The following is a 24,363-nucleotide window of genomic DNA, read 5'->3' as shown; positions in this document are numbered from 1 at the left end:
CGCCGTCCCCGGGACTCGCCGGGGAAAGCCGGCCGCGTTAGCTCAGTGGTAGAGCGTCGATCTTGTAAATCGAAAGTCGAGAGTTCGATTCTCTCACGCGGCTCAACCACCGGTCGACGCCGCCGTGGGGCGGGACTCGACCGGTCGTCGGTTAGTGTGCCGGGCACGTCGATGCCAGGAGGACCGGATGGCTGACCGCGACCGCGGCGAGGAGCCGGGCGGGGTCGTCGGCGCCGACGGCCGGCTCACGCCGCACCCGCGCCGGCCCGGTGACGCCTGGCCGACACTGCCCGAGCGACCCGACGAGCCCGACCACCAGTCCGGTGAGCCCGATGTCGGCAGCGGAGCGCGCGGAGCTCCAGGACTTGCTGGCGACGACGGAGGAGAGCCCGCTGGGCCGCTTTCTCAAGCGCTTCGTCTGGAAGCTCGCCGTCCCGCTCGCCCTGATCCCGGTCTTCGTGATCATCGGGCTCGCCCGGCTGGAAGCTGTCCGTCGGGGTGCTGACGGTGGAACTCCTCAAGGGCCGATCGGGCTATGAGGCGGCGACCGGTCTCTACCGTCCGCTCGACGTGCTGCTCCGGCTGGACGCCGCCGACCTGACCCGGTTCAGGTCGGTCTTCCTCTCCCTGCAGGCCGTCCCGTCCGTGGCCGTCCTGGCCACGCTGAGCGACGGAGCCGCCCTGGTGCCGGCCACGCGCGGGCTGGCGAACGCCGCCGGCGATCAGGCCGACCTGATTTCCGTACATTCGACGTCGAGCTCGATCGCGATCACGCGTCCGCCCGTGCCGCCGGCGGCCTTCGACGCCCTCGCCGAGCTGCCGCGGTTCGCCGACGCATCTCTTGCGCGGAACGGCGGTTCGGTGACGCTGCGGGCCACGCCGGCGAACGCGGACCGGACCTGCCGTACGGCAGCCAAGATCTTCGCCGCCCACCGGTTGGCCGTCCGGTTGAGCTACGTCACCGATCCCGGCCCTGACCCGGAGCCGAAGCCTTGTTGATCTTGATCGTGGGTACGGTCAGCGAATGGTGAAGCCGCCGTCCACGACGAGGTCGGCACCGTTGATCATGTCGGCGGCTCCGCTGGCCAGGAAGGCGGCGACGGCGGCGATCTCCTCCGGCTTGGCGAACCGGCCGACCGGGATCTCGGCCTGGTGCGCCTCGCCCTTCGGGTTGTCCCAGGCGTCGATGCCGAGCGGGGTCAGCACCACGGTCGGTGAGATCGAGTTCGCCGTCACTCCGCGCCCGGCCCATTCCAGGGCGAGCACCTTGGTCAGCCCGACCACACCGAACTTCGAGGCGCAGTAGGCCGCGTGTTCGGCGATCGCGACCGACGCGGCCTGGGAGGCCAGGTTGATGATCTTGCCGCGGCCGCGGTCCAGCATCCGCCGGCCCACCTCCCGGCACATCCGGTACGTCCCCGTCAGATTCACCGCCAGAGTGGCGTCCCAGCCCGTGTCGTCGAGCAGCTCGGCCGGCGCCAGCCGGGCGATCCCGGCCGAGTTGACCAGGATGTCCGGCACCCCGGCCCGCTCGACCGTCGCCGCCACGGCCGTCGCCACCGAAGCGCTCGACGCGACGTCGCACTGCAACGCCAGCGCCTCCGGCTGATCTTCGGCGCGGTCGGCATTGAGCTGGCCGGCCACCCCGGCGGCGGCCACCAGATCGCGGTCCAGCAGCACCACCCGCGCACCCGAAGCGGCGAACCGTTCGGCGATCGCGCGGCCGATCCCGGACCCGCCGCCGGTGATCACGGCGACCTTCCCGGTGAGCCGGACCTGCAGTTCGGAGACGTCGACGTCGATGTCGGTGATCAGTCCGCTCACTGGCCGGCTTCCTTCTGCCCCGGAATTCCTTCGTAGGCGATGTTTCCGGTCTTCAGGTTCTTCTCGGTCAGTTCCGGCAGCCCGGCCAGGAACTCCTGCCGCTTGGTCACCACGTGCTCCGTCGCCACGTCGACGTTCTCGGTGGTGATCTTGGCCATGATGTACGTCGGCTTGGCATCCACCTGATCACCGCGCGCGATCGCGGCCGCGACGGCCAGGCCGGCGGACAGCTCGACGGTGCCGTTCTGCAGCATGGTGCCGATGAACTCGCCGGACTTCACCGCGCGCAACCCGTCCTCGATGCCGTCGATCCCGACCACCGGAGTGTCGGTCATGCCGGCCTCCTTCAACGCCTGCAGGGCTCCCAGCCCCATGTCGTCGTTCTGCGAGACGACGCCGTCGATCTTGTCGCCGTGCGCGGAGATCCAGTTCTTCATCTTGTTCACCGCCTCGTCCCGCTTCCAGTTGGCGGTGTCCTGAGCGATCACCTTGATGTCCGGGTACTTCTTCAGCACGTTCTCGATCCCGGTCTGCCGGTTGATCTGGCCGGACTGCCCGAGCGGGCCCTGCAGCACGACGATGTTGCCCTTGCCGCCGAGCTCGTCGGCCATCATCTGCATCTCGCCCTCGCCGGCCAGCACGTCGTCCGGCTGCACGTCGCCGGAGATGTCGGGGTTGTTCAGCGACGCGTTCACCGCGATCACCGGGATGCCGGCCGCCTTCGCCGCGGCGACCTGCGGCTCCAGGGAGTCCGCCTGCACCGGGACGACGACGATCGCGTCCACCTTGGCGCTGATCAACTGGTCCATCTGGTTGGCCTGGGTGCTCACGTCGAGATTCGCCGCATTCCAGGCCAGCTCGATGTTGTTGGCCTTCGCGTAGGCCTCCATCCCCTCCTTGCCGGCGGTGATGAACGAGCTCATGTCGTAGACCGTGACGCCGATCCGGAGCGGCTTGGCGCCCCCGTCCGCACCACCCTGTTGATCACGGTTCGGGTCGCCGAGACCGCAGGCCGAGACGATCACCAGCGCACACGCGGTGATCACGGCCAGGACGAGCTTGCGCATGAGGAAACTCCTTTGTCGGTACGGAAAGCGCGCTTCGACGGGCTCAGGCCCTTCGACGGGCTCAGGGGACGGTTACTGGCGTCGGCGGGCGGTCCAGACATCCACCGCGACGGCGAAGACGATCAGCACACCCTTGATCACGTCCTGCCAGTACGAGGGCACCAGCAGGATGTCCAGCCCGTTGTTCAGCGTCTGGATCAGCAGCAGGCCGAGGGCGGTGCCCCAGATCGAGCCGCGGCCGCCCATCAGGCTGGCACCGCCGATCACGACGGCGGCGATGGCGTCGAGCTCGTAGCCCTGGCCGAGGTTCGGCGGGCCGGAGATCACCCGGGAGGCCAGCATCACGCCGGACAGGCCGGCCAGCGCCCCGGAGATCGCGTACACGCTGAACAGCACCCGCCGGGTGTTCACGCCGGCGATCTCGGCCGCGACCCGGTTGCCGCCGACCGCGTACACCCGCATGCCGTAGGCGGTCCGCCGCATCACGACGGCCAGGATCACGATCCCGGCGATCATCACCAGCACCGGCACCTGCAGCCCGAGGATCGTCGTGTTGGCGATGGCGCCGAACTCGGGCGGCAGCCCGTTGATCGGGGCGCCGCCGCCGATGGCGTACGCGGCACCGGAGCCTGCGGTGAGCATGCCGAGGGTGGTGATGAACGGTGGCACGTTGACCACCGACACGAAGAACCCGTTGATCGCCCCGGCCAGCAGGCCGACCGCGACCGCGGTCAGCACCGTCAACCAGACCTGCCCCGGATTCGCCTTGGCCACCGCGGCTCCGGTCATCGCGGCGACCGCGATCACGCTGCCGACCGAGAGGTCGATGCCGCCGGTCAGGATCACCAGGGTCTGGCCGAGCGCGATCAACGCGAACGGCGCCGCCGCGATCAAGATCGTGACCGCGTTGTCCACGCTGGAGAACCGGAGGCTGCGGTAGCTGAAGAAGCAGATCACCAGTACGACGACGATCAGCATCGCGTTGCGCAGCGCCAACTGCAGCCACCACTGCCGGGAGAACCGGCGGGCCTCGCCGCCGAGCAGGGTGTCCGGTGTGTCCGTGTCGGCGACCTCGGGCTCCGTGGCGAGCGCGGTCTTGGCGGGCTGGTTCATCGCACGTCCTCGGTGACTCGTTCGATCGGCTGATGGTCGAGATCGGCCGCCATCGCGAAGATCCGCGCCTGGGCGTCCGGGGCGGAGAGCTCGGTCCGGCTCAGCTCACCGGCGACTGCGCCGCGCCGCAGCACCAGCGCCCGATGGGAGAGGCCGAGGATCTCCGGCATGTCGGAGGAAGCCATGATCACGGCGACGCCGGCGGCGGCCAGGTCGGCGACGATCCGGTAGATCTCGGACCGGGCGCCGACGTCGACGCCGCGGGTCGGTTCGTCGAGCAGCAGCACGTTGATCTTGCCGGTCAGCCAGCGGGCCAACACGACCTTCTGCTGGTTGCCGCCGGACAGCGTGCCGACCTCCTGGCTGAGTCCGCGGGACCGGAGCCGGACCGACCGCATGGCCTCGCCGACCGCGCCGACCCGGTCCCGCCCGCGCAGCCAGCCGGCGATCGAGAACTGGCTCAGCCGGGGCAGGCTTCCGTTGTCCAGCACGGACATGCCGAGGATCGCGCCACCGGCCTTGCGGTCCTCCGGCACCAGGGCCAGCCCGTGCCGGATCGCCTCGGCCGGAGCGCCGCGGCGCAGCTCGTTCCCGTTGATCATGATCCGGCCGGCCAGCGTCCGCCGGGTGCCGAAGATCGCCTCCAGCAGTTCGGTACGGCCGGCGCCGACCAGACCGGCCAACCCGAGGATCTCCCCCTTGCGTACGGTGAGATCGACCGGCGCCGAGGCTCCCACGACCCGCAGCCCGGAGAGTTCCAGGACGGCGGGATCCGACGCGGCCGGCGACGGCGGCAGCTCCGGGAACAGGGTGCCCAGCTCGCGGCCGATCATGGCGGTGACGATGTCGGCGTCGGACACCTCGTCGATCGCCTCGTCCAGGATCAGGCTGCCGTCCCGGAGCACCACGACCCGATCGGCCAGGGCCCGGATCTCGGCCATCTTGTGGGTCGTGTAGACCATCGCGACACCTTGATCACGGAGCCGGCGGACCACCCGGTAGAGCTGCTCCACCTCCCGCTCGGAGATCGCCGAGGTCGGCTCGTCGAGCAGCAGCACCTTGGCGCCGGTCCTGGTCGCCTTGACGATCTCGACGATCTGCTGCAGGCCGACCGGCAGGCTGGCCATCCGAGCGGTCACCCGGAGCTCGACGCCGAACTCGTCCAGCGCCCGCTGTGCCTCCTTGATCATCGCCCGGCGGTCCAGCAGGCCGAACCGGCGCAGCTCGCGGCCGACGAACAGGTTCTCGTACACGGTCAGCTCGGGGATCGAGGCGAGTTCCTGCGGGACGATCGCGACGCCGGCCCGGTGCGCGTCGGCGACGCTGCCGGCATGCAGTTCCCGGCCGTCGATGATCACGCTGCCCCGGTCCGCCCGGTACTGCCCCGACGCGATCTTCATCAGCGTCGACTTGCCGGCCCCGTTCTCGCCGGCCAACGCGGTGACGGTGCCGTGCTCGAGGTCCAGGCTGATCCCGGCCAACACGGGAACGCCGCCGAAGCCCTTCGTCACGTCCCGGCACCGCAGCACCGGCGACGCCGAGGAACCAGCGGTCACGTCGTCCTCCTCCGCACGTTGTCTCCGTCGATCGTGCTCGGATGAGCCATTCAGGAGCGAGATCACGCTCACCTGAGATTTCGGACGATAGTTCACACTCGAGCACTCGTCAAGCATTAGGCTGCTCACATGAGCAAGGCGGAAGACAGGCCGGCGCGGCGGACGGCCTCCCTGGACGAGCAGCTGTTGATGGCCGACATCGCCCGGCGGCATTTCTGGAACGGGCGCACCCGGGTGGAGATCGCCGAGGAGCTGGGCCTGTCCCGGTTCAAGGTGGGCCGGCTGCTGGAGACGGCGATCAGCAGCGGGCTGGTCCGGATCGAGATCGACCTCCCGGAGGCGGTCGACTCGGACCTGTCGCTGCGACTGAAGGAGCGATACGGCCTCGACCGGGCCCTGGTCACGGCGCCGCGGGACGAGACTCCGGAGGGGATCCGGGACGCGCTCGGCCGGGCCGCGGCGGCGTTGCTGACCGACCTGGTCACCGAGGACGACGTCCTCGGTGTGACGTCCGGACGCTCGATCGACGCCGCGGCCCGGCACCTGACCAGGCTGGCCGGCTGCGAGATCATCCAGCTCACCGGGATGCCCGGGAACCTCAACGACAACCCGGTGGAGGTGCTGCGCCGGGTGGCCGAGCTGTCCGGCGGCCAGGCGCACTCGATCTACGCGCCGTTGACCGTGGCGACCGCGGACTCCGCCGAGGCGCTCCGGTCCGATCCACGGCTGGCCTCGGCCTTCGGCCGGTTCGCGGCCGTCACGATCGCCGTCACCGCGGTCGGCTGCTGGCGGCCGCCGGACTCGCGGTTCCACGACGGGATCGGCGAGGCGGACCGCACCGAACTGCTCCGGCGCGGGGTGATCGCCGACGTCGGCGGGGCGCTGCTCGACGTCGACGGCAAGGCGATCCACGACTTCGACGACCGTACCCTCGGCATCGGACTGGAGGGGCTGCGGGCGATCGACCAGGTGATCGTCGTCGCCGGTGGCGAGTGGAAGATGCCCGCGATCCGCGCCGCGCTGCGCTCCGGACTGGCCGAGACGTTGATCACCGACAGCACCGTGGCCCGCCGGCTGCTCGCGGACCCGTCTTGATCAACTCCAGGTTCCGGTGCGAGAGTGGCCGCCGTGTCTGAACCCTCTGCGGAGCGGGAGCCGATGGGTCGGGTCGCGGTGGCCAGCTTCATCGGCACCACGATCGAGTTCTTCGACTTCTACGCGTACGGCCTCGCTGCGGCCCTGGTGCTCAACCAGGCGTTCTTCCCGTCCCTGGACCCGGTCACCGGAACCCTCGCGGCGTTCTCCACCTACGCCGTCGCGTTCGTCTCCCGGCCGCTCGGCGCCGCCCTGTTCGGCCACTTCGGCGACCGGATCGGCCGGAAGACCATCCTGATCGTCTCGCTGCTGCTGATGGGCGGCAGCACCTTCCTGGTCGGGGTGCTGCCCGGCTACGGAACCTGGGGCGTGCTCGCGCCGGTCCTGCTGGTCGTGCTCCGCTTCATCCAGGGCATCGGCCTCGGCGGCGAGTGGGGCGGCGCCGCCCTGCTGGCCACCGAGCACGCGCCGCCGGACAAGCGCGGCTTCTACGCGATGTTCCCGCAGCTCGGCCCGGCGGTCGGCTTCATCCTGGCCAACCTCGCCTTCCTGGCCGCCCGGCTGTCGATGAGCCAGCAGGACTTCGCCGCCTGGGGCTGGCGGATCCCGTTCATCGCCTCGGCGATCCTGATCCTGATCGGCCTCTACATCCGGGTCCGGATCGCGGAGACCCCGGTGTTCCGGCGGGCGGTGGCCACCGAGCAGGTGACCCGGGTCCCGCTGCTGCAGTTGATCACCGCCCAGCCGGGCGCCCTGCTGCTCGGCGCCGGCGTCATGATGATCCAGTACACGCTGTTCTACACCTCGACGACGTACCTGTTGAACTACGGCACCCAGGTGCTGAAGCTCGGCGAGATCACCATGCTGGTCGTCGTCCTGCTGGCCGTGGTGGTGCTCGGCCTGGCCACCGTGTTCTCGTCGATCGTCTCGGACCGGGTCGGCCGGCGCCGGGTGCTGGTGATCTCGGCCGCGATCGCGATCGGCTGGGCGTTGTTGATCTTCCCGCTGGTCGACTCGCGGAACCTGTTTCTGGTCTGGCTGGCGCTGGCCGGCTGCCTTTGCCTGATGGGGCTCTCGTTCGGGCCGATGGGGGCGTTCCTGCCGGAGTTGTTCCCGACCCGTTACCGCTACAGCGGCGCCGCGCTGTCGTACAGCCTGGGTGGGGTGCTGGGCGGCGCACTGCCCCCGATCATCGCCGTTCAGCTACAGGCCTCGGTGGGTTCCTGGGCCATCGGCGGCTACATCGCGGTGGTCGCCGCGATCTCGCTCGGCTGCGTCCTCGCGCTGCCCGAAACCAGGCGGGTCGACCTCGATGCTGAGGGTCCGGGAACAAATCTCCGGTAACGGCTTGCGTGCCAGGATTCGCGGGTAGTCTTGACCAACGGATGCGGGGTCGACCGCATGACCCGCAGCGTGCCGGTCCCCCGCATCCCCTAATTTTCAAGGCGTTTCGTGAGGAACGCGCGTTCAGCTGTGTTGTCGCTGTGATCAATCGCCCGGCGGTACGCGAGCGCCGCCTCCTCGGTCCGGCCGGCCCTTCGCAGCAGGTCCGCCCGGGCCGCCGCGTGCTGCTTGGTCCAGGCCCGGTCGCCGGACTCCGGCAGCTCCGCCAACGCGGCCAGCCCGGCCTCCGGTCCCTGAGCCATCGCGACCGCGATCGCACGGTTCAGCCGCACCGTCGGGGACGGGACCAGGGTGAGCAGGTGGTCGTACAGGCTGACGATGCGGGACCAGTCGGTGTCGGCCGCCCGGGCCGCGGTGACGTGACAGGCGACGATCATCGCCTGCAGCTGGTACGGACCGAGGCGCTCCCGGCGGCCCGCCCGGCGCAACTGGTCCAGTCCGGCGCCGATCATGGCCTGGTCCCACAGCGTCCGGTCCTGGTCCTCCAGCCCGATCAGCTCGCCGTGCGGACCGATCCGACCGGCCTGCCGCGCCCGGTGCAGCAGGAGCAGGGCGAGCAGCCCGCCGGTCTCGGGGTCGTCCGGCATCAGGGTCGCGGTGAGGTCGGCCAGCCGGATTGCCTCGGCCATCAGGTCCGGCCGGGTCAGGTCGTCGCCGGCCGTCGCCGCATAGCCCTCGTTGAACAGCAGGTAGATCACCCCGAGCACGGCCGCGGTCCGTTCCGGCAGCAGATGATCGGGCGGCACCCGGTACGGAATCCCGGCCTGAGTGATCTTCGCCTTGACGCGGACCAGGCGCTTGGCCATCGTCGGCTCCGGCACCCCGAACGCGCGGGCGATCTCGGCCGTGGTCAGCCCGGCCAGGGTCCGCAGCGCGAGCGCGACCTGGGCCTCGAACGCCAGCGCCGGATGGCAGCAGGTGAAGATCAGCCGGAGCCGATCGTCGGTCAGCGGCGAGGCGGCCGGGTCCGGGTCGTACGCCTCGGTGCGGTCACCCTCGGTCATGATCAACTCCCGCAGCTTGGTCCGACCGACCTGTTCCCGGCGGAGCCGGTCCAGGGCCCGGCGGCGGGCCGCGGTGGTCAGCCAGGCGCCCGGCCGGTCCGGGATCCCGTCCCGGTCCCAGGTGCGCAGCGCCAGCGCGAACGCCTCCTGCGCACAGTCCTCGGCGAGATCCCAGTCACCGGTCTGCCGGATCAGGCTCGCCACGATGCGGCCCCACTCGTCCGCGAAGACCGCGGCCACCGCGGTCGCGACCGCGGGGCTCGGCTCCTGCGTCACGGGCCGATGACCGGCCGGATCTCCACCTGGCCGAAGTCGGTGGCGGGATGTCCGGCGGCGATCTCGATCGCGACGTCAAGATCATCGACGTCGATCAGCGCGAAGCCGCCGATCTGGTCCTTGCCCTCGATGTAGGGCCCGTCGGTCAGCAGCACCTGATCGCCGCGGACCCGTACCGTCGTGGCCAGCGGGCTCGGCCGCAGCCCCTCGTGGGCCACCAGCACGCCACGCTGCTCGAGGTCGTCCATCCAGGCGTGGAACTGCCGCCCCTTCTCCGGGGTCGCCAGGACGTCGGTACGGCTCTCGTCGGCACTGATCAACAACAGGTAGCGCATCGTACCCTCCTGAGTCATCGCTTCACCCTACCGACGGACGGCCGACCGCCCGGATGGACAGTCGACAGAAGTTTTCCGGCCACGGTCCATCGGCCCGGTCGCCGCTCGTCGCCCTACTGGAGCCACCCAATGAGGAGGAATCATGGAAACCACGAAGTCCGCCGACGGCACGATCGTCGCGTACGACCGGAAGGGCTCGGGCGAGCCGATCGTCTTCATCTCCGGCGCGTTCAACGATCGGACCACCTGCGCCCCGGTCGCGGAGTTGCTGCAGGACGCGTACACGGTGATCTGCTATGACCGGCGCGGTCGCGGCGACAGTACCGACGAGGGCACCGTGGCCGGCATCCCGGCCGCGGGAACGGATCGGGAACTGGCTGACCTGGCCGCGGTGATCGACGAGGCCGGCGGGTCGGCCGCCGTCTTCGGCTTCTCGTCCGGCGGAGTGCTGGCCCTGCGGGCCGCGGCGGCCGGACTGCCGATCACCCGGATCGCCCTGTACGAGCCGCCGATCGGCAAGGACCAGGCGGCCGACCTGCCGGACCGGCTGGCCGAGCTGATCATCGCCGGCCGGCGCGGGGACGCGGTCGCCACGTTCCAGACCGAGGGGATCGGGCTGCCGGCCCCCGTGGTCGAGCAGATCAAGGCCTCGCCCGGCTGGCCTTACCTGGAAGCGATGGCGACCTCGGTCGTGTACGACGCGACCCTCACCCGGCTCGGCCTGCCGGACCCGGTCGCGGACCTGCCGATGATCGTGATCAACGGCGAGGAGACCTGGCCCCAGGTGCGCGAACTGGCGGCCGGGCTGGCGGCCCGGGTGCCCGGCCTGCGCCACCTCGAGGTGCCCGGCGGCGAGAACCACACCATGCCACCGGCCGCGACCGCAGAAGCATTGCGGACGTTCCTGGCCGGAACAGCGAGTGGCACAACCCGTTGAGGACCGATGCGCTCAGGAGTAGTCGGCGGCCTCCGTCCGGAACGAGACCACGGTGCGGTCAGCGACGTCGAAGCCGAAGGTGAGGAAGGCACCGTCGCGCAGGTGCACCGTGCTGGGATTGGCCTGGTCGTCCCAGCCGGAGTTGTAGAGGGGCACCGGCCGGAGCCCGGTCCAGGGGCCGGAGGGATCCTTGATCAAGACCCCGTAGGTCGGCCGGCCCGCCTGTTCGTAGTTGCCGTAGGTGACCAGGACGGAGCCGTCGCCGGTCACCAGCAGGTGGGCCGACGAGGCCGGCAGATCGGTCGGTTCCGGTGCGCTCCAGGTCGTCCCGCCGTCGTGGGACCGCACGATGGTGGACGGGCTCTCGATCCCGAGCAGATTGTCGTGCCGGCGGATCTGCATGATCAGTTCGCCACTCGGCAACCGCACGAGGTTGGGTTCTCCGTTGGCGTAGCGATCATCGTCCGCGACCACCATGGTCTCGTTCGCCGCCGGGAAGGTACGGCCGCCGTCGGTGCTCCGGGCGATCCGGGCACCCCAGCCGTACAGCGGCTGCAGGATGTCGCCGTTGGGCAGTTCCACGGCCGGCGCGTGCTGCCAGGCACCGGGCTGCGCGCTGTCGATCCGGGCGACCTCGGGAAAGCTGCGCCCACCGTCGCTCGAGCGGTAGACGAAGGTGCCGACGTTGCTGGCCGGCTGAGTCGACCAGTCGGTCCGGAAGACCGTGAGCAGCACGGTCCCGTCGCGCAGCACACTCAGCTTCGGATCGCGGTTGTCGGCACCTTCCGTCGCCACGACGGTCACCGGCGCCGACCAGGTGCGGCCCTGATCGGACGAGCGCACCACCTTGATCACGCCGTCGGCGTTCGTATGGCCGTCCGCAAGGTGGTAGGCGAGCACGATCGTCCCGTCGGCCAGCCGCACGGCGTCCGGGAACCGTGGCTCGGCTGCTCCGGCCGGCTCCTGGACGACCGTCCGTTCGCGCCTCGGCGCGTAGGCCTGGATGCGCAGCTGCGACGACCGCATCACGCCGGTTCGCAGATCGGTCACGTTGATGGTGATCGGGTGCAGGCCGATGTCGTACGCCTCGAGAGCGGCGGCCACCTCCAATCGTCCCGGTGTTCCGGAGATGCGGCCTTCGAACGGTCGGGCCACACCGTCCACGATCACCTCGGCCCGCAGGTCAGCTGCCCGGACGCCGGGGGCGTCGATCGTCGCGACGACGGTCGACGCGGGGTATCTCTGGGCCAGGTAGGAATCGAGCGTGCCCGTTGCCGGGACACCTTCGGCGAGCGCCGGTCCGTCCGGATCGAGCTCAGTCGACGTCACGTTGTCCAGGTAAGCGTCCGAACCCACTCCCGCGGAACCGCTCGACGCCAGCTCCAGGCTGGTGATCGCGCGACCACCCGAGGCACGGACCGTGGTCCGGAACGACAGGCCCGCGGCGCTGAGGACGGCTGACTCGGTGCTGGCGTCGATGCTGATGCGACTGGGGTGATCACGTGCCGTGAGCATCGGGAAGGTGGCGAACCGCAGGTACGTCCGGCCGTCGTAGACCAGCACCTGCGCGGTGGTGCTGCCACCGTAGGCGTACAACGGCGTGATCATGAACCGGTACAGCCCCAGGGCGGGATTGTCGCCGTCGGCGTGAACGGCGATGAACACATTCTGCTTCGTGGTGTGCATCGCGAGATCGAACTCGAAATGCCTGGCCGCCGCGGGTGCCGCGGGAAGGTGCAGTCGGGTCTGCAGCGTGGCGGAGTAGTCGGCCAGGTGCACCGCCCGGTTGCCGGGCGCGCCGAACGGCGCCGCCGCAACGGTCACGTCGCCCTGCGTGACGTAGCCGGACGGGGGCTCACCCAGTGGCTCGCCGTCGAAGGTACGGATGTCGTCGGCCTCGGCCGGGATCGGCAGCGCGGTGAGCAGTCCGAGGACGGTCAGGACGGCAAGGGCGGCGACGATGATCCTTCGTGGCGACATGTGTCCACTCCCTCTCGGCACGGATGCGTCAAGGGATATATAGAATGATGTTCCATGTCAACGGGCGATCGGCGATCATGATCATCGTCGCTGCCCGGGCCGGCGGCAGCGTGATCAGCGGCGGTCGGGCGTCAGCCGGTAGACGTTGAAGCCGTCCGTCTCGGTGACCAGCCAGTCGCCGGTGACGGCGCGGACCGTACCCTCGACCGGGTCCAGCCGGCGGGCGCCGGTGCGGTCGATCGCCGTCGTGCTCGTGTCGGAATCGAGCCAGAGATAGCGGCCGGTGGCGGCGCGCAGGTTGCCGAACTGGTCCAGGTCGGCCGACTCGCCGACCTTCGGGGCGCGGATCGGCAGGCCGCTGCTCAGCACCGTGCCGCTCTCCTGGCCCGGCCAGGCGAAGTAGGCGCCGTCGGAATCCCGGCCCAGCGAGCCGAGGGCCTGGAAGCCGTCGGTCAGCTCGTACTGGCGCTCGCGGGCGAGGTCAACCAGCACGGTGTGCGGGCTCGTCGTGTCCCCCGCGCCGGGCCGGACGGCGATGGCGGCGAGATCCTCCGCCGATTCGTAGAGGTCGACCTCGGGGCGCCGCCAGGTGCCGCGGTGCTCCGAGGTCAGCACCACCTCGCCGCTCTCCAGGTCGACCACGACCGGGGTCCAGTCCTCCAGGTCCGGGCCGTTCACCCGCTGGGCCAGGACATGATCACCGCTCACCCAGCTCGCGGCGTAACCGGACAGCGTCCAGAGCCGGTCGCCCGAGTCGGCGTCCAGGGCCGTGATCGCTCGCTGCTCCTCGTCCGACGTACGCAGCTCGACGATCACCGCGTCGTCCGTCACGTCGGCCACCGCGATCGGTCCCTCGTCGCCGCTGATCGACCGGGACCACTGCAGGTCGCCGTCCTCCGTGGAGAAGCCGGCGACGCCGTACTCGTTCTCGCCGATGCAGTCGACGGCGTCGCACCGGTAGTCGGCCGCGATCAGGTCGGCCGGGCCCTCGCCGAACGAGCCGGCCACATGATCGATCGTCCGGGGTTCGTCGGCGTCGCCCAGGTTGAACTGCCGGGGCAGCCGCCACTGCTGGGTGCCGTCGGCTCCCATCAGGTACGCGATCTTGTCCGGACCGGCGAACACCACGCCGGACTCGGTCACCGCGATCGGCTTGTCGTCGGCCGCGGCGAACCCGTCCGCCACCAGCTCGGCATCCAGCTTCGGCGCCGCGGGAGCTGCTTTGGTCGGCGTCGGCGTGGAACTCGGCGTCGGGCTCGCGCTGGGCGCCGGGCGTTCGGTGGCGCTCGGCCCCGGGGTCGGCGCGGACTGCGGTGCGGCCGTGCAGCCGGTCACCACCACGGCCACGCCGAGCACCAGCAGTCTGGCGTACGTCCTCATCGGTCAGCTCCGTCCGCAGGCAGGTCGATCGGTCCGGCCCGATTCTGCCGGACCGGAGGGCACCGCCGGGACGGGGACAGCCGTGGAGTCCGGATTTTGTCGAGAGAGCGTAGTGTGAGGCGATGAGCAAACGGTCCGAAGCCAAAGCCCGAGCCCGGCAGCAGGACCAACAGGTCGAGGCACGCGCGCAAGCGCACCGCAGCGCGACAGCGAACGCCCTCGGCCGTCCCGAACCCGAGGTTCGTGCCCGGCTCAAGTTCGAGTACACCAACGCAGGCCTCGAGCTCGACGAGACGTACGAGACGGCGGTCGAGAACCTCGTGGCCGGCCGCCCTGCCTGATCTCCTCCTCGATCGAACTCGGCGCCGATCCTGACGGCGCCAGGCCACCGGGCCGTCCGTTGCAACATCGTGCAACGCCACCGCTCCTGAACCGACCATGCTGGCTCCCGACCCATCGCTCGACAACGGAGGATCGGATGCCAGACCTGACTCGTCGATCACTGCTCATCGGCGGCGCCGCCGCCGGCATCGGCCTGACCCTCGGGGTCACCGAGGCCGAAGCCGCCGGCGTCACGTACCGCTATCAACGGCAACCCAACAGCTGGTACTGCTCAGCCGCCTCGACCCGGATCGCCCTCAGCACGACGATGCTGCGCCGCAACGATCCCATTCCCAGCCAGAACAGCCTGGCCAAGTCCCTCAATCTGCATCCGTACGACGGCCCGAGTCGCGAGAACATGGGCCTCAAGGACCCGACCTTGATCGCCAAGGTGCTGAACCGGCGGCTCAGCTATGTGGGTCTCTCCTACCGCTACCTGTTTCGGATCTCGCCGAGCGGCACGCTCTACCGGGACCTGCAGGCCAAGGTCCGCACCAGCATCGATGCCGGCCATCCCGTCGTGATCAACATGAACCAGGTCGACAGCAACCGGTACGCCGGCCACTACATCGCGATCGTGGGCTACTCGAACCGGCAGTACAAGATCGCGGACCCCGCCAATCCCAACCGGGCCGGCGTCTGGCGGGACAAGCAGCGGATCGTCGACTGGAACAAGCTCAATCGCTTCACGTACTTCGGGCACGCAGGCTAACCGGCGTGGACCAGGGCGGCACCGGCCTTGGCCAGGGCTCGTGAGGCGGGCGCGGTCCTGGCCAGGTCGGTGATCACCCCGGCAACCGCGTCGAGCGGGAGGACGGCGTAGCGCGAGGCGGCGCCGATCTTCTCGTCACTGCCGAGCACGTAGGTCGCCGCGGCGCGCGCGGCCAGGGCACGTTTCATGGCGGCCTCCTCCGCGTCACCGGTGGTCAGGCCCGCCGTGGCATGGATGCCGGTGACACCGAGGAAGAAGAGGTCGGCACTGACCCGGCCCGCGGCCTCGACGGCGGCGGCACCGCAGGCGACGGCGGAGTGCTTGAAGAGCCGCCCGCCGATCAGGAAGACCTCGGCCTCGTGATCGAGGAGGGCCGCGGCGATGGTCGGGGCGTGCGTGATGATCATGCCCCGGAAGGTCTTCGGGAGCGCCTGGACCATCGCGAGGGTCGTGGTGCCGCCGTCGAGGATGACGGTGGAGCCGGGTTCGATCAGCGCGACCGCGGCGGCGGCCACCCGCCGCTTGCTCTCCGGCGCCACGGAGCCGCGGGTGGCGTAGTCGGCGACGGCCGGCGAGGCGGGCAGCGCGCCGCCGTACACACGAACGGCCAGGCCCTGGGCGTCGAGTTCGCGCAGATCGCGGCGGATGCTGTCCTCGGACAGGCCCAGCTCGGCGGCGATCTCCTTCGCGACGATGCGGCCGTCACGGTGCAGGCGTTCCAGAAGCAGGTCCTTGCGTGCCGCAGCCAGCATCCGCAATCCTTCCTGTTATTGCACGTTTCTGCTGTATTGTGCCGATGGTGACCAAGCCTATGTTGATCCTGATCGCCGGCCCGTACGCCTCCGGTACGGGAGGGGATCCCGAGTTGATGGCTCGGAACCTGAAGCGGCTGGAGGAAGCGGCGTGGCCCATCTTCCGGGCCGGGCACGTGCCCATGATCGGTGAATGGGTCGCGCTGCCGGTGCTGGCGAGCGCGGGAGCGAGCGGACCGGCCGATCCGCTGGCGGCCGAGGTGATGTACCCGACCGCCGAGCGACTGCTGCAGCATTGCGACGCCGTGCTCCGTCTGCCGGGCGAGTCCCGCGGCGCCGACCAGGACGTCGCGATCGCCGAGGGCCGCGGCATCCCGGTGTACCACTCGCTCGACGAGATCCCCGGTGCGGCCGCAGGCTAGTCGACGGAGATCGTCTCCCGCGCCGTGACGCCATTGACGGTGATCACCAACTCGGCAAGACCGGGCCGGAGAGCGGTCAGCCGGCCGGTGCCCGGATCGTAGGCGACGATCGCCTTCGGGTCCGGCCGGCGCCGTTGGGGATCGCCGATCCAGACGCCGGACCCGCCCCACGCCGCGCTGACCGGCCAGGCCACCGGGACCCGGCGGTCGCCGTCCTGAACGATCGAGGCGCCGGCGGCCGCGGTCTCGCCGACCGTCAGCGTGCCGGGCACGGTCAGGTCGATGTCGTCCACCCGGGCCCGGGTCTCCACGCGCAGCCAGTCCAGCCGGTCATGACTCCCGGCGACCGGGCCCTTCGCCGGGTCGATGCCGAGCATGGACCAGCCGGTGAAGCCGCCCCGGTCCGGCGCACCGGACGGGCTCTTGCCGGAGTTGCCGTTGATCAGTCGGGACACGCCGCCGGAGGCCTCGGCGTAGAAGGTGCCGACGTGGCCGTTGATCAGGGCCACCGATTTCCCTTGTTCCGCTTGGAAGCGGGCCAGCAGCCGGTCCAGCGCCGCGGCCTCGTGCCGATCGCCGAGCTGGCTCGCCCGATCGGGGTGCGGGTCGTCGATCGGGTGGTGCTGGAAGATCACCACGCCGGTGATCTCCGGGTCGCCGGCGGCCTCGGCGAGCTGGGCCTCGAGCATCCGCAGCTGCTCGGTGCTGCCACCCGGGTGCAGCGTGCCGGTGCTCGTGTTCAAGGTGATGATCTTGGTCGGGCCGAGGTCGCGATGGGTGGACGAGGAACCGAAGATCGACTCGAAGTTGCCGATCGGGCCGCCCATGATCTCGTGATTCCCCGGTACGTAGACGTACGGCACCTTCGTGCCGACCTCCTCGTCCAGGATCCGCTCGGCCAGCTGGAAGTCGATCATGGCCGCCTCGTCGACGAAATCACCGTTGATCACCAGCAGGTCCGGCTCGGCTGCCACGATCTCGCGCAGCGTGCGGCGGGCCGCGGCGACCAGGTCGCTGTCCGGGTCGCGGCCGACGAACTGGCTGTCACTCATCACGGCGATCCGCTGCGGCCGGCCGGCCACAGAACCCTGGCTGATGATCACCGGGTCACGCAGGGCGGGCTGCTCGGGCAGGTCCACCTCCGGCGGCACCTGGGCGGCCAGCCCGGCGATCTCCAACCGGTCCTGGTACGAGGCGTCGGAGCGGATCTCCATGAAGCGCAGCGCCGTCACGGTCAGCGGGAAGGCGGTGCCGGCCGGGACCGGGAACCGCACCTGCCGCCAGCCGGTCCAGTCGATGTTGGGCCCGTCCAGGTTGGTCGAGGTGCCGTCACCGCGGGTGACCTGGATCCGCGGCCACTCCTCCTTGCCGGTGCCCTTGATCCACAGCGTCAGCGCCTGCGGCTGCCCGGCGACCGGGATCGGCTGCACCGGCACCGCGTACATGCCACGGGTCGCAGTCGACTGGGTGAAGTCGAAGTCGAGGGCGAGCGCCGGGCCGCCCTCCGGCCCGGTGGCCGCGGACAGCGTCCCGGTGGCCCGGGCGGTCTGGGCCTTCCAGGCGGTCGGATCGGCGAAGTCGGCCAGCGCGGTCTCGGTGTAGCCGATGGTGACCGGCACCGTGACCTGGTGCCCCTGCACGATGAAGGTGATCTTGCTGGCCCCGGTCCCGATGGTCGGGGTGATCAGGAACGCGCCGGCGTCGCCGGGCGTGACCCGGACCCCGTCGCCGGTGGTGATCTTGACGTCGCGCGCCTCGACCGGCACCCGGTGTCCGTCCGCGTCGACCGCGGACAGGGTGATCGTCGCCGTCGACTCGGCGTCGGGCAGGGCCACCACGGTCGCGAAGGGTTCCAGCCTGGTCATCGGGCCGTGCACCCGGAGCGCGACCTCGGCGTTGCCGGTGCGGGTGCGGAACCTGACCGTGCCGCTGCCGGCGGCCTCGCCGACCACGACGGCTTCGGCGGTCGCGCGCGGATCGGCCAACGTGATCACGCCGGTCGGCCGGGCCTGGAAACTTCCCGGCACCGGTGCGGCGGCGAGGTTGCCGTCCAGGCCGGTCCCGGTCAGGGTCCGGCTCAGCCCCGGCAGCAGGTCGTACGCCTCGGGCCGGCCGAGCCCGTGCGCCGGCTCGATCGCCGGCCGCAGCGCGACGCCGGCGATCGGCTCCACGGGCGCGGTGGAACGGAACACCAGCGCGTTCGCGTCGGCCCGTTCGCGCCCGTCGGACGGCCTGTTGATCACGGTACGGTCCTCCGTTCCGGCCGGCCTGGCCACCAGGGTCGACGACCCGCCGCCGTCGAGGTTGACGGCGTTCCAGGCGCCGAGTTCGATCATGAACCGGGTCAGTTCCTTGATCGTCATGCCGTGGGCGTCGCCCTGCCGACCCTCGATGCTGACGATCATCAACCGACTGCCGTCCTTGCTCACGCCGATCGCGGTCCGGGCCGCCTCGACCTGGTCCTGGTCGGTCGGCTCGCCATCGGTGAGCAGCCGCTGATCACCGCCGACCGCGAGGTCGACGTCCGCGCTGGCCTGCACCGTGAGCTCGGCGGTGTCACCGACCTCGACGTCGGCCAGCCGGTCGGTCGCCGTACCGCGGGCAACCAGGGCCGAGCCGCCCTCGGGCAGGTCGAGCGCCTTGCCGAGCAGGGAGCGGTCGGTCGAGTTTCCGGTCACCTGGCCGGCCACGACCGTCACGATCCGTACCGGCTCGTCGGCGTCGAGCAGCCGGCCGACCGGGAAGTCGCCCCAGACCCGGTTGAACAGGCCGATCGAGTTCTTCGCGAAGCTGGGCGAGTTGACCGACCGGAGCTGCTCGGTGCTGCCGTCGATCCGTACCGTCGCGGCCGACATCAGCTCACGTACCGCGGCCTTGCCGTCCTTCAACGTGAAGGCCTGCCGCGGGTCGGCGCCGGCGGTCCGCAATCCGTCGGTCGGCGAGATGTTGGTGCCGACCGGGGCGTCGGACCGGTTCAGGTCGAAGTAGTCGCCGTTCACCGCAGCCACCGCGCGACCCTGCTCGGCGAGCTCGCTGACGGGTGCCGGTGAGCCGGCCACGTCGCCGCCGTCCTCGACATCCAACTCGAGCGTGGGCACCGACAGGTCGGCGCTGAGCACCGAGCCGGTCACCCAGCCGCCCGGTTGCAGCCGCTGGAACGAGGTCAGGTCGAGACCGGGCGCGACCCGGACCGGCCGGTCCCGCAACAAGGCCGAGTCACCTCCGGAAAGGTCGGGCGCGGCCGGCGGTTCGGCGGCCGCGAGGCCACTCGTCGCCAGGCCTCCCGCGGCGGTCAGGCACAGCCCGGTCAACACGGCCGCAACAGCGGCCAGGCGGCGACGCGTCATGATCCCCCTCAGCGAGTACGTCCGCGCTCAGACTGGCATCACTCTGCCAGTCTTTGCCGGGCTGCGCTGAACTCCGGGTTAATTCTTGACGCGCCTTGGGGATCAGAGCCCGTCGGCGATCGCCGCGGTCACGTGGACCCAGGCCTCCCGGGTCTCCGGATGCAGCTTCTCGATCTCGATCGTCCCGCCGTCGACCAGCGCCGGATCGTGCGGTACGTCGAGCACGGCGCGGGTCAGCCGCCCGAAGTGATCATGGAGCCGGCGGGACAGGCCCTCCTCCGGTTCCCGGGCCGGCGCGGACAGCACGGTGACCGCGGACTCCACCTTGTGTTCCAGCCCGCGGGCCCGCAGACCGTCGATCAGCCAGGCCGCGGAGCTCGCCGTGTCCTCCCGCACGCTGCTGCTGATCACCAGCAGATCGGCGGCCTCGACCGCGGCGATCCAGTTGGAGGCGCGCATGTTGTTGCCGGTGTCGATGATCAACAACCGGTAGAACCGGGACAGCGTCTGGTGCAGCTGGTCGAAGGCCTCGCCGTCCAGGGTCGCCGACCGGGCCGCGTCCTCGTCGGAGGCGAGCACGTCGAACTGGGCCGTGCCCTGGGTCCGGACATAGTTGTCCAGGTCGCCGACCCGGGCCCGGTCGACCGCCTGGAACCGTTCGATGTCGGCCAGCAGGTCGACCGCGGTGTTGGTGTGCCGGGCCGGGATGGAGCGCCAGCCGAGGGTGCCGCGGGTCTCGTTGTTGTCCCAGGCCAGCGTGTAGCCGCCGCGGTAGAGCCCGAACGTCGCCCCGATCAGGTAGCAGGTGGTGGTCTTGGACGCGCCGCCCTTCGGGTTCACGACGGCAACCGTCTTCGGCCCGGACAGCGACCGCTGGATCGCCGAGACGTCCATCCGGTGCTGCATCTCGGCCGCCGACGGCCGGAACTTCACCGCGCCGAAGGTCGCCTTCCGCAGCGCGCCGCGGACGCCCCACTCGGCCGGGCCGGGCTTGGGCTTCGGCCTGGTCTCCAGCAGGTCCTCCAGGGTGGGCTTGCGGAACGGCTCCTCACCGGGCGGCTGGACCTCGAGCACGTCCGACGGCGGCGGCTCGTGCCGCCGCTGGTCGTCCTCCAGGTCCGCGGCCGAGGCTCCCGACGGAGCCGCACTCCGCTGGGCGGCCGGGTGCTGGGCCGGCGGCTGCTGGGCGGGCGGCTGCTGCGGCGCGGGCGGCGGGGCCGCCGGCTGGACGTACGCCGGGGGCTGCTGCTGTTCCGGCGCCGAGGGCGGCCAGTTCGGCGCCGGCTGCTGCGGTACGGGAGCCGAGGCAGCCGGCTGCTCCGCCCCGAACGTGCCGCCGGGCTGCGGAGCCGGCGGCGACGGCTCGGCGGCCGGCTGCTCCGCCCGGGCCGGCGGCGCCGGATAGTCGCTGGGGTGGGTCGGACTCAGGTTGACCAGGGCCCCGGCCGACCGGCGTTCCGGGGTCCACGCGTGGTGCCGGGCCGGTGCCGAGGCGGCCGGCTCCTCATCGTCCGACTCGTCGATCGCGGCCGACCACGGGGTCGAGTCGCTCTCGCTCGGAGCCTCCTCGGCGCGGGCCGGCTGCCGTTCCGGTGCCGGTGCTGCGGGTTCCGGGGCCGGGCGCGGGGCCGGTTGCTGCTGCGCCGGCTGCTGCTGAGGGTAGCCCGGCGGCTGCTGGAACGGATCCGGGCGGTACGGGTCCTGGCCGAACGGATCGTTCCGGAACGGATCCGGCTGGTACGACGGCTGCTCGGCCGGGAACTGCTGGGCCGGAGGCGCCGGCGGCTGCTGAACCGGAGGCTGTGGCGTCGAGTACGGATCCGCCTCGCGGACCGACCGGTCCTCGAACACCTGACCGTTCGCGTGCACGATCAGCCACCAACGGCCGGCCGGCTCGGAGGTGGTCAGTCGCACCGGGTGCCCGGCGATGACGGCCCGCTGCCTGGCCCGCTCCAGGATCTGCTGACGTACCGAGTCCTCGTCGGCGGCCCGGATCTCCTGGGTCACCCCGTCCACCGTCACCGCGGCCGTGCCGTCGGCACGGACCACGGCATGCAACATCGGATCGGTGGATGGTGTCGGATCCTGGTTCCGCTCGCTCATCGTCGGTCCCTCCTCGCTCCCGCGGGCTTGGATATGGGCTCAATTGTGCTGGTTCCGGCGGACAATGCACGCGACAGGGTGCCGGTTTCGTCCATGGCCCACCCCTTGATACCCGATTCGCCACGATTCCGCTGCCGCCGGCACACCCTCGGTCCCCACCCGGCATCACCCTGGACCTGAGGCGCAGCCACCCGGATTCGCCAGGAGAATTCTGAGCCTGCGGTCCGGGTCCTCCTAGACTCGGCGAGGTGACGTTCGAGATCCGGATGGGCGACCTCACCGAGGTCCGCGCCGACGCGCTGGTGAACGCCGCGAACTCGTCCCTGTTCGGCGGGGCCGGCGTCGACGGCGCGATCCATCGCCTCGGCGGCCCGGAGATTCTCCAGGCCTGCAAGGAGATTCGGGCGACCAGGTTTCCGCGCGGGCTGCCCGTCGGCGAGGCCGTGGCGACCACGGCGGGCCGGCTGCCGGCCCGCTGGGTGATCCACACCGTCGGACCGGTGCACTCGCCGCGGGAGGACCGGACCAGTCTGCTGGCCGCCTGCTACACGTCGTCGCTGGCGGTGGCGGACGAGCTCGGCGCCACCTCGATCGCGTTCCCGGCGATCTCGACCGGCCTCTACGCCTGGCCGAAGCTGGACGCGGCCCGGACCGCCCTGCGTGCCGTCCGGGAGGCCACCACCTCGGTCGAGAAGATCATCTTCGTCCTGTACGGCGAGGACAGCTATCGGGCGTTTCGTACCGCCGCGGAGGAAGGGTCATCATGAAGACGATCTTGAACGTGATCTGGTTCGTGCTGTCCGGAGTCTGGCTGTTCCTCGGGTACATGATCGCCGGGGTCATCTGCTGCATCCTGATCGTCACGATCCCCTGGGGCATCGCGTCGTTCCGACTGGCCAACTACGCCGCCTGGCCGTTCGGCCGGGAAGTGATCAACAAACCGAAGAGCGGTTGCCTGACCATGATCGGCAACGTGATCTGGCTGATCGTCGCCGGTTGGTGGATGGCCCTGCTGCACGTGATCACCGGCATCCTGCTCTGCATCACGATCGTCGGCATCCCGCTCGGCGTCGCGAACTTCAAGATGATCGGCATCTGTCTCGTACCCTTGGGCAAGGAGATCGTCGCGAAGGAGTGAGATGTCTGCCGACCTGTTGATCACGAACGTCCGGATCTTCGACGGCACCCGGATCGCCGGCGCCGACTCGGTGTTGATCATCGACGGACGGATCGACCGCCTCGATCAAGGCCTTCGGACGCCGGCCGGAGTGACGGTCGTGGACGGCGCGGACGGCACCCTGCTGCCCGGACTGATCGACGCGCACACCCACGTCACGGCCGCCACCGATCTCGCCACCGCGCTGACCTTCGGGGTGACCACGGAGCTCGACCTGTTCTGCACGCCGGAGCTGCTCGCCTCCCTCCGGGACGCGGTCCGGGACCGGGACGACCACGCCGACCTCCGCTCCTCCGGCGTCGGCGCGACGGCGCCCGGCGGGCATCCGAGTCAGCTGGTCCAGTGGGGCATCTACCCGGAGTTCCCCACCCTCGCCGGTCTTGATCAGGTGCAGTCCTTCGTCGCCGACCGGGTGGCCGAGGGCGCCGACTATCTCAAGATCATCCTGGAGGACGGCAGCACCTTCGGGATCCAGTCGCCGAGGCTCGCCCCGGAGGTTGTCCGGGCCCTGGTCGAGGCAGCCCATGCCGCCGGCTTGCGTACGGTCGCCCATGTCTCCACCCAGGCCGACGCCGAGCTGGCGATCGACGCCGGCGTCGACGGCCTGGCCCACCTCTTCATCGACCAGCCGCCGACCGACGACTTCGCCGGCCGGGTCGCCGCCGCCGGCCTCTTCGTCACGCCGACCCTGTCCGTGTACGAGGCCTACACCGGCGTCCGCCGGGAGCTCGGCTACCTGGACCACCCGGACCTGGCGCCGTACCTCGACGAGCGCAACCGGTCCTCGATCGTCCCGGATCCGGAACACGACTACACGATGACGCCGCCGGCCGGTGTCAGTCACCGGCACGCCTTCGCCGCCACCGCTGCCCTGCACGAGGCCGGCGTACCGCTCCTGGCCGGCACCGACGCCGCCACCGGTCGGTCCGTGCACGGCTTCAGCCTGCACGGCGAACTGGCCGCCCTCGTCGATGCCGGACTGTCACCGGCGGCTGCGCTGACGGCGGCCACCGCGGCGCCGGCCGCCGCGTACGGTCTGGCCGACCGCGGGCGGATCGAGCCTGGGCTTCGCGCCGATCTGCTGCTCGTCGACGGCGATCCGACGGCGGAGATCACGGCGACCCGGTCGATCCGGGCGGTGTGGAAGGGCGGAGTCCGACTCGATCGTCAGTCTCGTCGCGTTTCTTGACCTGCTAGGACGTCCCAGCGATCTCGAACTTCGTGAGGACCGGAGCGCGGTCCAGGAAGTCGCGCAGGTTCGTCGCCCCGTCACCCTGCCGCCAGGCCCGGTAGGCGAGATCGTGCTCGATCGACTCCCAGAGCTCGTAGGCGACGTAGTGGGCCGGGTCGGCCAGGTCGGTGAGCAGATCGATGTTCAGGCAGCCGGCGAAGTTCCGGGTGTCCTCGAGGATCTCGGTGAACCTGGCCGGGCCGTCGACCAGGTGGTCGGCGGCGAAGTGGACGTCGAGCATCGCGATGATCGGCACGTGATCTCCCC

General features: G+C 70.7%; 23 protein-coding genes and 1 tRNA gene. 12 read left to right on the top strand and 12 right to left on the bottom strand.

Translation table 11 applies throughout. The features are described 5' to 3' along the window. Nucleotides 1–31 precede the first annotated feature (31 nt). From AC6CCG_RS02255 to AC6CCG_RS02245, 3 genes are all read left to right on the top strand, one after another. Nucleotides 32–103, top strand: a tRNA-Thr gene (locus AC6CCG_RS02255). 229 nt (nucleotides 104–332) lie between these two features. Continuing rightward, a complete protein-coding gene (locus tag AC6CCG_RS02250) occupies nucleotides 333–539 on the top strand; it encodes a hypothetical protein (protein ID WP_496652819.1) in 207 nt (68 codons plus the stop codon). Next, nucleotides 508–999 (top strand): hypothetical protein, encoded by a 492-nt coding sequence (locus tag AC6CCG_RS02245; protein ID WP_496652818.1) that lies wholly within the window; start codon nucleotides 508–510, stop codon nucleotides 997–999. Before AC6CCG_RS02250 ends, AC6CCG_RS02245 begins: the two co-directional genes overlap by 32 nt. An 18-nt stretch (nucleotides 1,000–1,017) precedes the next feature. On the opposite strand, the gene AC6CCG_RS02240 is transcribed toward AC6CCG_RS02245, so the two are convergent. The 4 genes from AC6CCG_RS02240 to AC6CCG_RS02225 form a co-directional block, all read right to left on the bottom strand. Next, on the bottom strand, nucleotides 1,018–1,824 hold the full coding sequence (locus tag AC6CCG_RS02240; RefSeq protein ID WP_496652817.1) for a GolD/DthD family dehydrogenase: 807 nt from the start codon (nucleotides 1,822–1,824) through the stop codon (nucleotides 1,018–1,020). Then, nucleotides 1,821–2,891 carry a substrate-binding domain-containing protein gene (locus AC6CCG_RS02235; protein ID WP_496652816.1) on the bottom strand — a complete coding sequence of 357 codons (1,071 nt, stop codon included), beginning with the start codon at nucleotides 2,889–2,891 and terminating at the stop codon, nucleotides 1,821–1,823. Before AC6CCG_RS02235 ends, AC6CCG_RS02240 begins: the two co-directional genes overlap by 4 nt. Nucleotides 2,892–2,963: 72 nt before the next feature. After that, nucleotides 2,964–4,004, bottom strand: a complete 1,041-nt coding sequence (locus tag AC6CCG_RS02230; protein ID WP_496652815.1) for an ABC transporter permease — start codon at nucleotides 4,002–4,004, stop codon at nucleotides 2,964–2,966. Next, the gene (locus AC6CCG_RS02225) at nucleotides 4,001–5,560 is read right to left on the bottom strand and encodes a sugar ABC transporter ATP-binding protein (RefSeq protein ID WP_496652814.1); all 1,560 of its coding nucleotides are present in this window, start codon (nucleotides 5,558–5,560) and stop codon (nucleotides 4,001–4,003) included. Before AC6CCG_RS02225 ends, AC6CCG_RS02230 begins: the two co-directional genes overlap by 4 nt. 129 nt (nucleotides 5,561–5,689) lie before the next feature. Between AC6CCG_RS02225 and AC6CCG_RS02220 the strand changes: the two genes are divergently transcribed. Continuing rightward, nucleotides 5,690–6,655, top strand: coding sequence for a sugar-binding transcriptional regulator (locus AC6CCG_RS02220; RefSeq protein ID WP_496652813.1), 966 nt, complete (start codon nucleotides 5,690–5,692; stop codon nucleotides 6,653–6,655). A gap of 33 nt (nucleotides 6,656–6,688) precedes the next feature. After that, entirely contained in the window at nucleotides 6,689–7,999 is a 1,311-nt protein-coding gene (locus AC6CCG_RS02215) for an MFS transporter (protein ID WP_496652812.1), read from the top strand. Between the two features lie 89 nt (nucleotides 8,000–8,088). Here AC6CCG_RS02215 and AC6CCG_RS02210 read toward each other — a convergent pair whose 3' ends face one another. Next, nucleotides 8,089–9,339: an RNA polymerase sigma factor gene (locus tag AC6CCG_RS02210; protein WP_496652811.1), complete on the bottom strand. Its 1,251-nt coding sequence runs from the start codon at nucleotides 9,337–9,339 to the stop codon at nucleotides 8,089–8,091. Beyond that, nucleotides 9,336–9,692, bottom strand: coding sequence for a YciI family protein (locus AC6CCG_RS02205; RefSeq protein ID WP_496652810.1), 357 nt, complete (start codon nucleotides 9,690–9,692; stop codon nucleotides 9,336–9,338). The genes AC6CCG_RS02210 and AC6CCG_RS02205 overlap by 4 nt, the downstream gene beginning before the upstream one ends. A gap of 124 nt (nucleotides 9,693–9,816) precedes the next feature. On the opposite strand from AC6CCG_RS02205, the gene AC6CCG_RS02200 reads away from it, so the two are divergent. Next, nucleotides 9,817–10,611: an alpha/beta fold hydrolase gene (locus AC6CCG_RS02200; RefSeq protein ID WP_496652809.1), complete on the top strand. Its 795-nt coding sequence runs from the start codon at nucleotides 9,817–9,819 to the stop codon at nucleotides 10,609–10,611. A gap of 12 nt (nucleotides 10,612–10,623) precedes the next feature. Here the strand turns inward: AC6CCG_RS02200 and AC6CCG_RS02195 are convergent, their stop codons facing one another. Both AC6CCG_RS02195 and AC6CCG_RS02190 read right to left on the bottom strand, forming a co-directional pair. Further along, nucleotides 10,624–12,591, bottom strand: coding sequence for a sialidase family protein (locus tag AC6CCG_RS02195; RefSeq protein ID WP_496652808.1), 1,968 nt, complete (start codon nucleotides 12,589–12,591; stop codon nucleotides 10,624–10,626). Nucleotides 12,592–12,705: 114 nt separating this feature from the next. Beyond that, a complete protein-coding gene (locus AC6CCG_RS02190; protein WP_496652807.1) occupies nucleotides 12,706–13,971 on the bottom strand; it encodes an outer membrane protein assembly factor BamB family protein in 1,266 nt (421 codons plus the stop codon). Nucleotides 13,972–14,093: 122 nt separating this feature from the next. On the opposite strand from AC6CCG_RS02190, the gene AC6CCG_RS02185 reads away from it, so the two are divergent. Beyond that, nucleotides 14,094–14,312 (top strand): hypothetical protein, encoded by a 219-nt coding sequence (locus AC6CCG_RS02185; RefSeq protein WP_496652806.1) that lies wholly within the window; start codon nucleotides 14,094–14,096, stop codon nucleotides 14,310–14,312. 137 nt (nucleotides 14,313–14,449) lie between these two features. Beyond that, complete coding sequence (locus tag AC6CCG_RS02180; protein WP_496652805.1) at nucleotides 14,450–15,064, top strand: C39 family peptidase; 615 nt, start codon at nucleotides 14,450–14,452, stop codon at nucleotides 15,062–15,064. Here AC6CCG_RS02180 and AC6CCG_RS02175 read toward each other — a convergent pair. Continuing rightward, the gene (locus tag AC6CCG_RS02175; RefSeq protein WP_496652804.1) at nucleotides 15,061–15,816 is read right to left on the bottom strand and encodes a DeoR/GlpR family DNA-binding transcription regulator; all 756 of its coding nucleotides are present in this window, start codon (nucleotides 15,814–15,816) and stop codon (nucleotides 15,061–15,063) included. The genes AC6CCG_RS02180 and AC6CCG_RS02175 overlap by 4 nt on opposite strands. A gap of 44 nt (nucleotides 15,817–15,860) precedes the next feature. Between AC6CCG_RS02175 and AC6CCG_RS02170 the strand changes: the two genes are divergently transcribed. Then, on the top strand, nucleotides 15,861–16,238 hold the full coding sequence (locus AC6CCG_RS02170; RefSeq protein WP_496652803.1) for a DUF4406 domain-containing protein: 378 nt from the start codon (nucleotides 15,861–15,863) through the stop codon (nucleotides 16,236–16,238). Here the strand turns inward: AC6CCG_RS02170 and AC6CCG_RS02165 are convergent. Both AC6CCG_RS02165 and AC6CCG_RS02160 read right to left on the bottom strand, forming a co-directional pair. Next, nucleotides 16,235–19,585, bottom strand: a complete 3,351-nt coding sequence (locus tag AC6CCG_RS02165; RefSeq protein WP_496652802.1) for a phosphodiester glycosidase family protein — start codon at nucleotides 19,583–19,585, stop codon at nucleotides 16,235–16,237. The two genes, AC6CCG_RS02170 and AC6CCG_RS02165, sit on opposite strands and share 4 nt — an antisense overlap. A gap of 102 nt (nucleotides 19,586–19,687) precedes the next feature. Continuing rightward, on the bottom strand, nucleotides 19,688–21,688 hold the full coding sequence (locus AC6CCG_RS02160) for a MinD/ParA family ATP-binding protein (RefSeq protein WP_496652801.1): 2,001 nt from the start codon (nucleotides 21,686–21,688) through the stop codon (nucleotides 19,688–19,690). A 248-nt stretch (nucleotides 21,689–21,936) separates the two neighbouring features. Here AC6CCG_RS02160 and AC6CCG_RS02155 point away from each other — a divergent pair, with 248 nt between their 5' ends. Genes AC6CCG_RS02155 through AC6CCG_RS02145 form a run of 3 tightly spaced genes read left to right on the top strand, consistent with a single transcriptional unit; the run spans nucleotide 21,937 to nucleotide 24,054 of the window. Continuing rightward, entirely contained in the window at nucleotides 21,937–22,455 is a 519-nt protein-coding gene (locus tag AC6CCG_RS02155) for an O-acetyl-ADP-ribose deacetylase (RefSeq protein WP_496652800.1), read from the top strand. Next, complete coding sequence (locus AC6CCG_RS02150; protein ID WP_496652799.1) at nucleotides 22,452–22,826, top strand: YccF domain-containing protein; 375 nt, start codon at nucleotides 22,452–22,454, stop codon at nucleotides 22,824–22,826. The genes AC6CCG_RS02155 and AC6CCG_RS02150 overlap by 4 nt, the downstream gene beginning before the upstream one ends. 1 nt (nucleotide 22,827) lies before the next feature. Further along, nucleotides 22,828–24,054, top strand: a complete 1,227-nt coding sequence (locus AC6CCG_RS02145) for an amidohydrolase family protein (protein WP_496652798.1) — start codon at nucleotides 22,828–22,830, stop codon at nucleotides 24,052–24,054. 4 nt (nucleotides 24,055–24,058) lie between these two features. Here AC6CCG_RS02145 and AC6CCG_RS02140 read toward each other — a convergent pair whose 3' ends face one another. Next, nucleotides 24,059–24,352, bottom strand: coding sequence for a putative quinol monooxygenase (locus AC6CCG_RS02140; protein ID WP_496652797.1), 294 nt, complete (start codon nucleotides 24,350–24,352; stop codon nucleotides 24,059–24,061). Nucleotides 24,353–24,363: the final 11 nt, after the last annotated feature.

The sequence above is a fragment of the Microlunatus sp. YIM B11417 genome (assembly GCF_059617205.1).
This window is presented reverse-complemented; position numbering and strand designations above follow the sequence as displayed.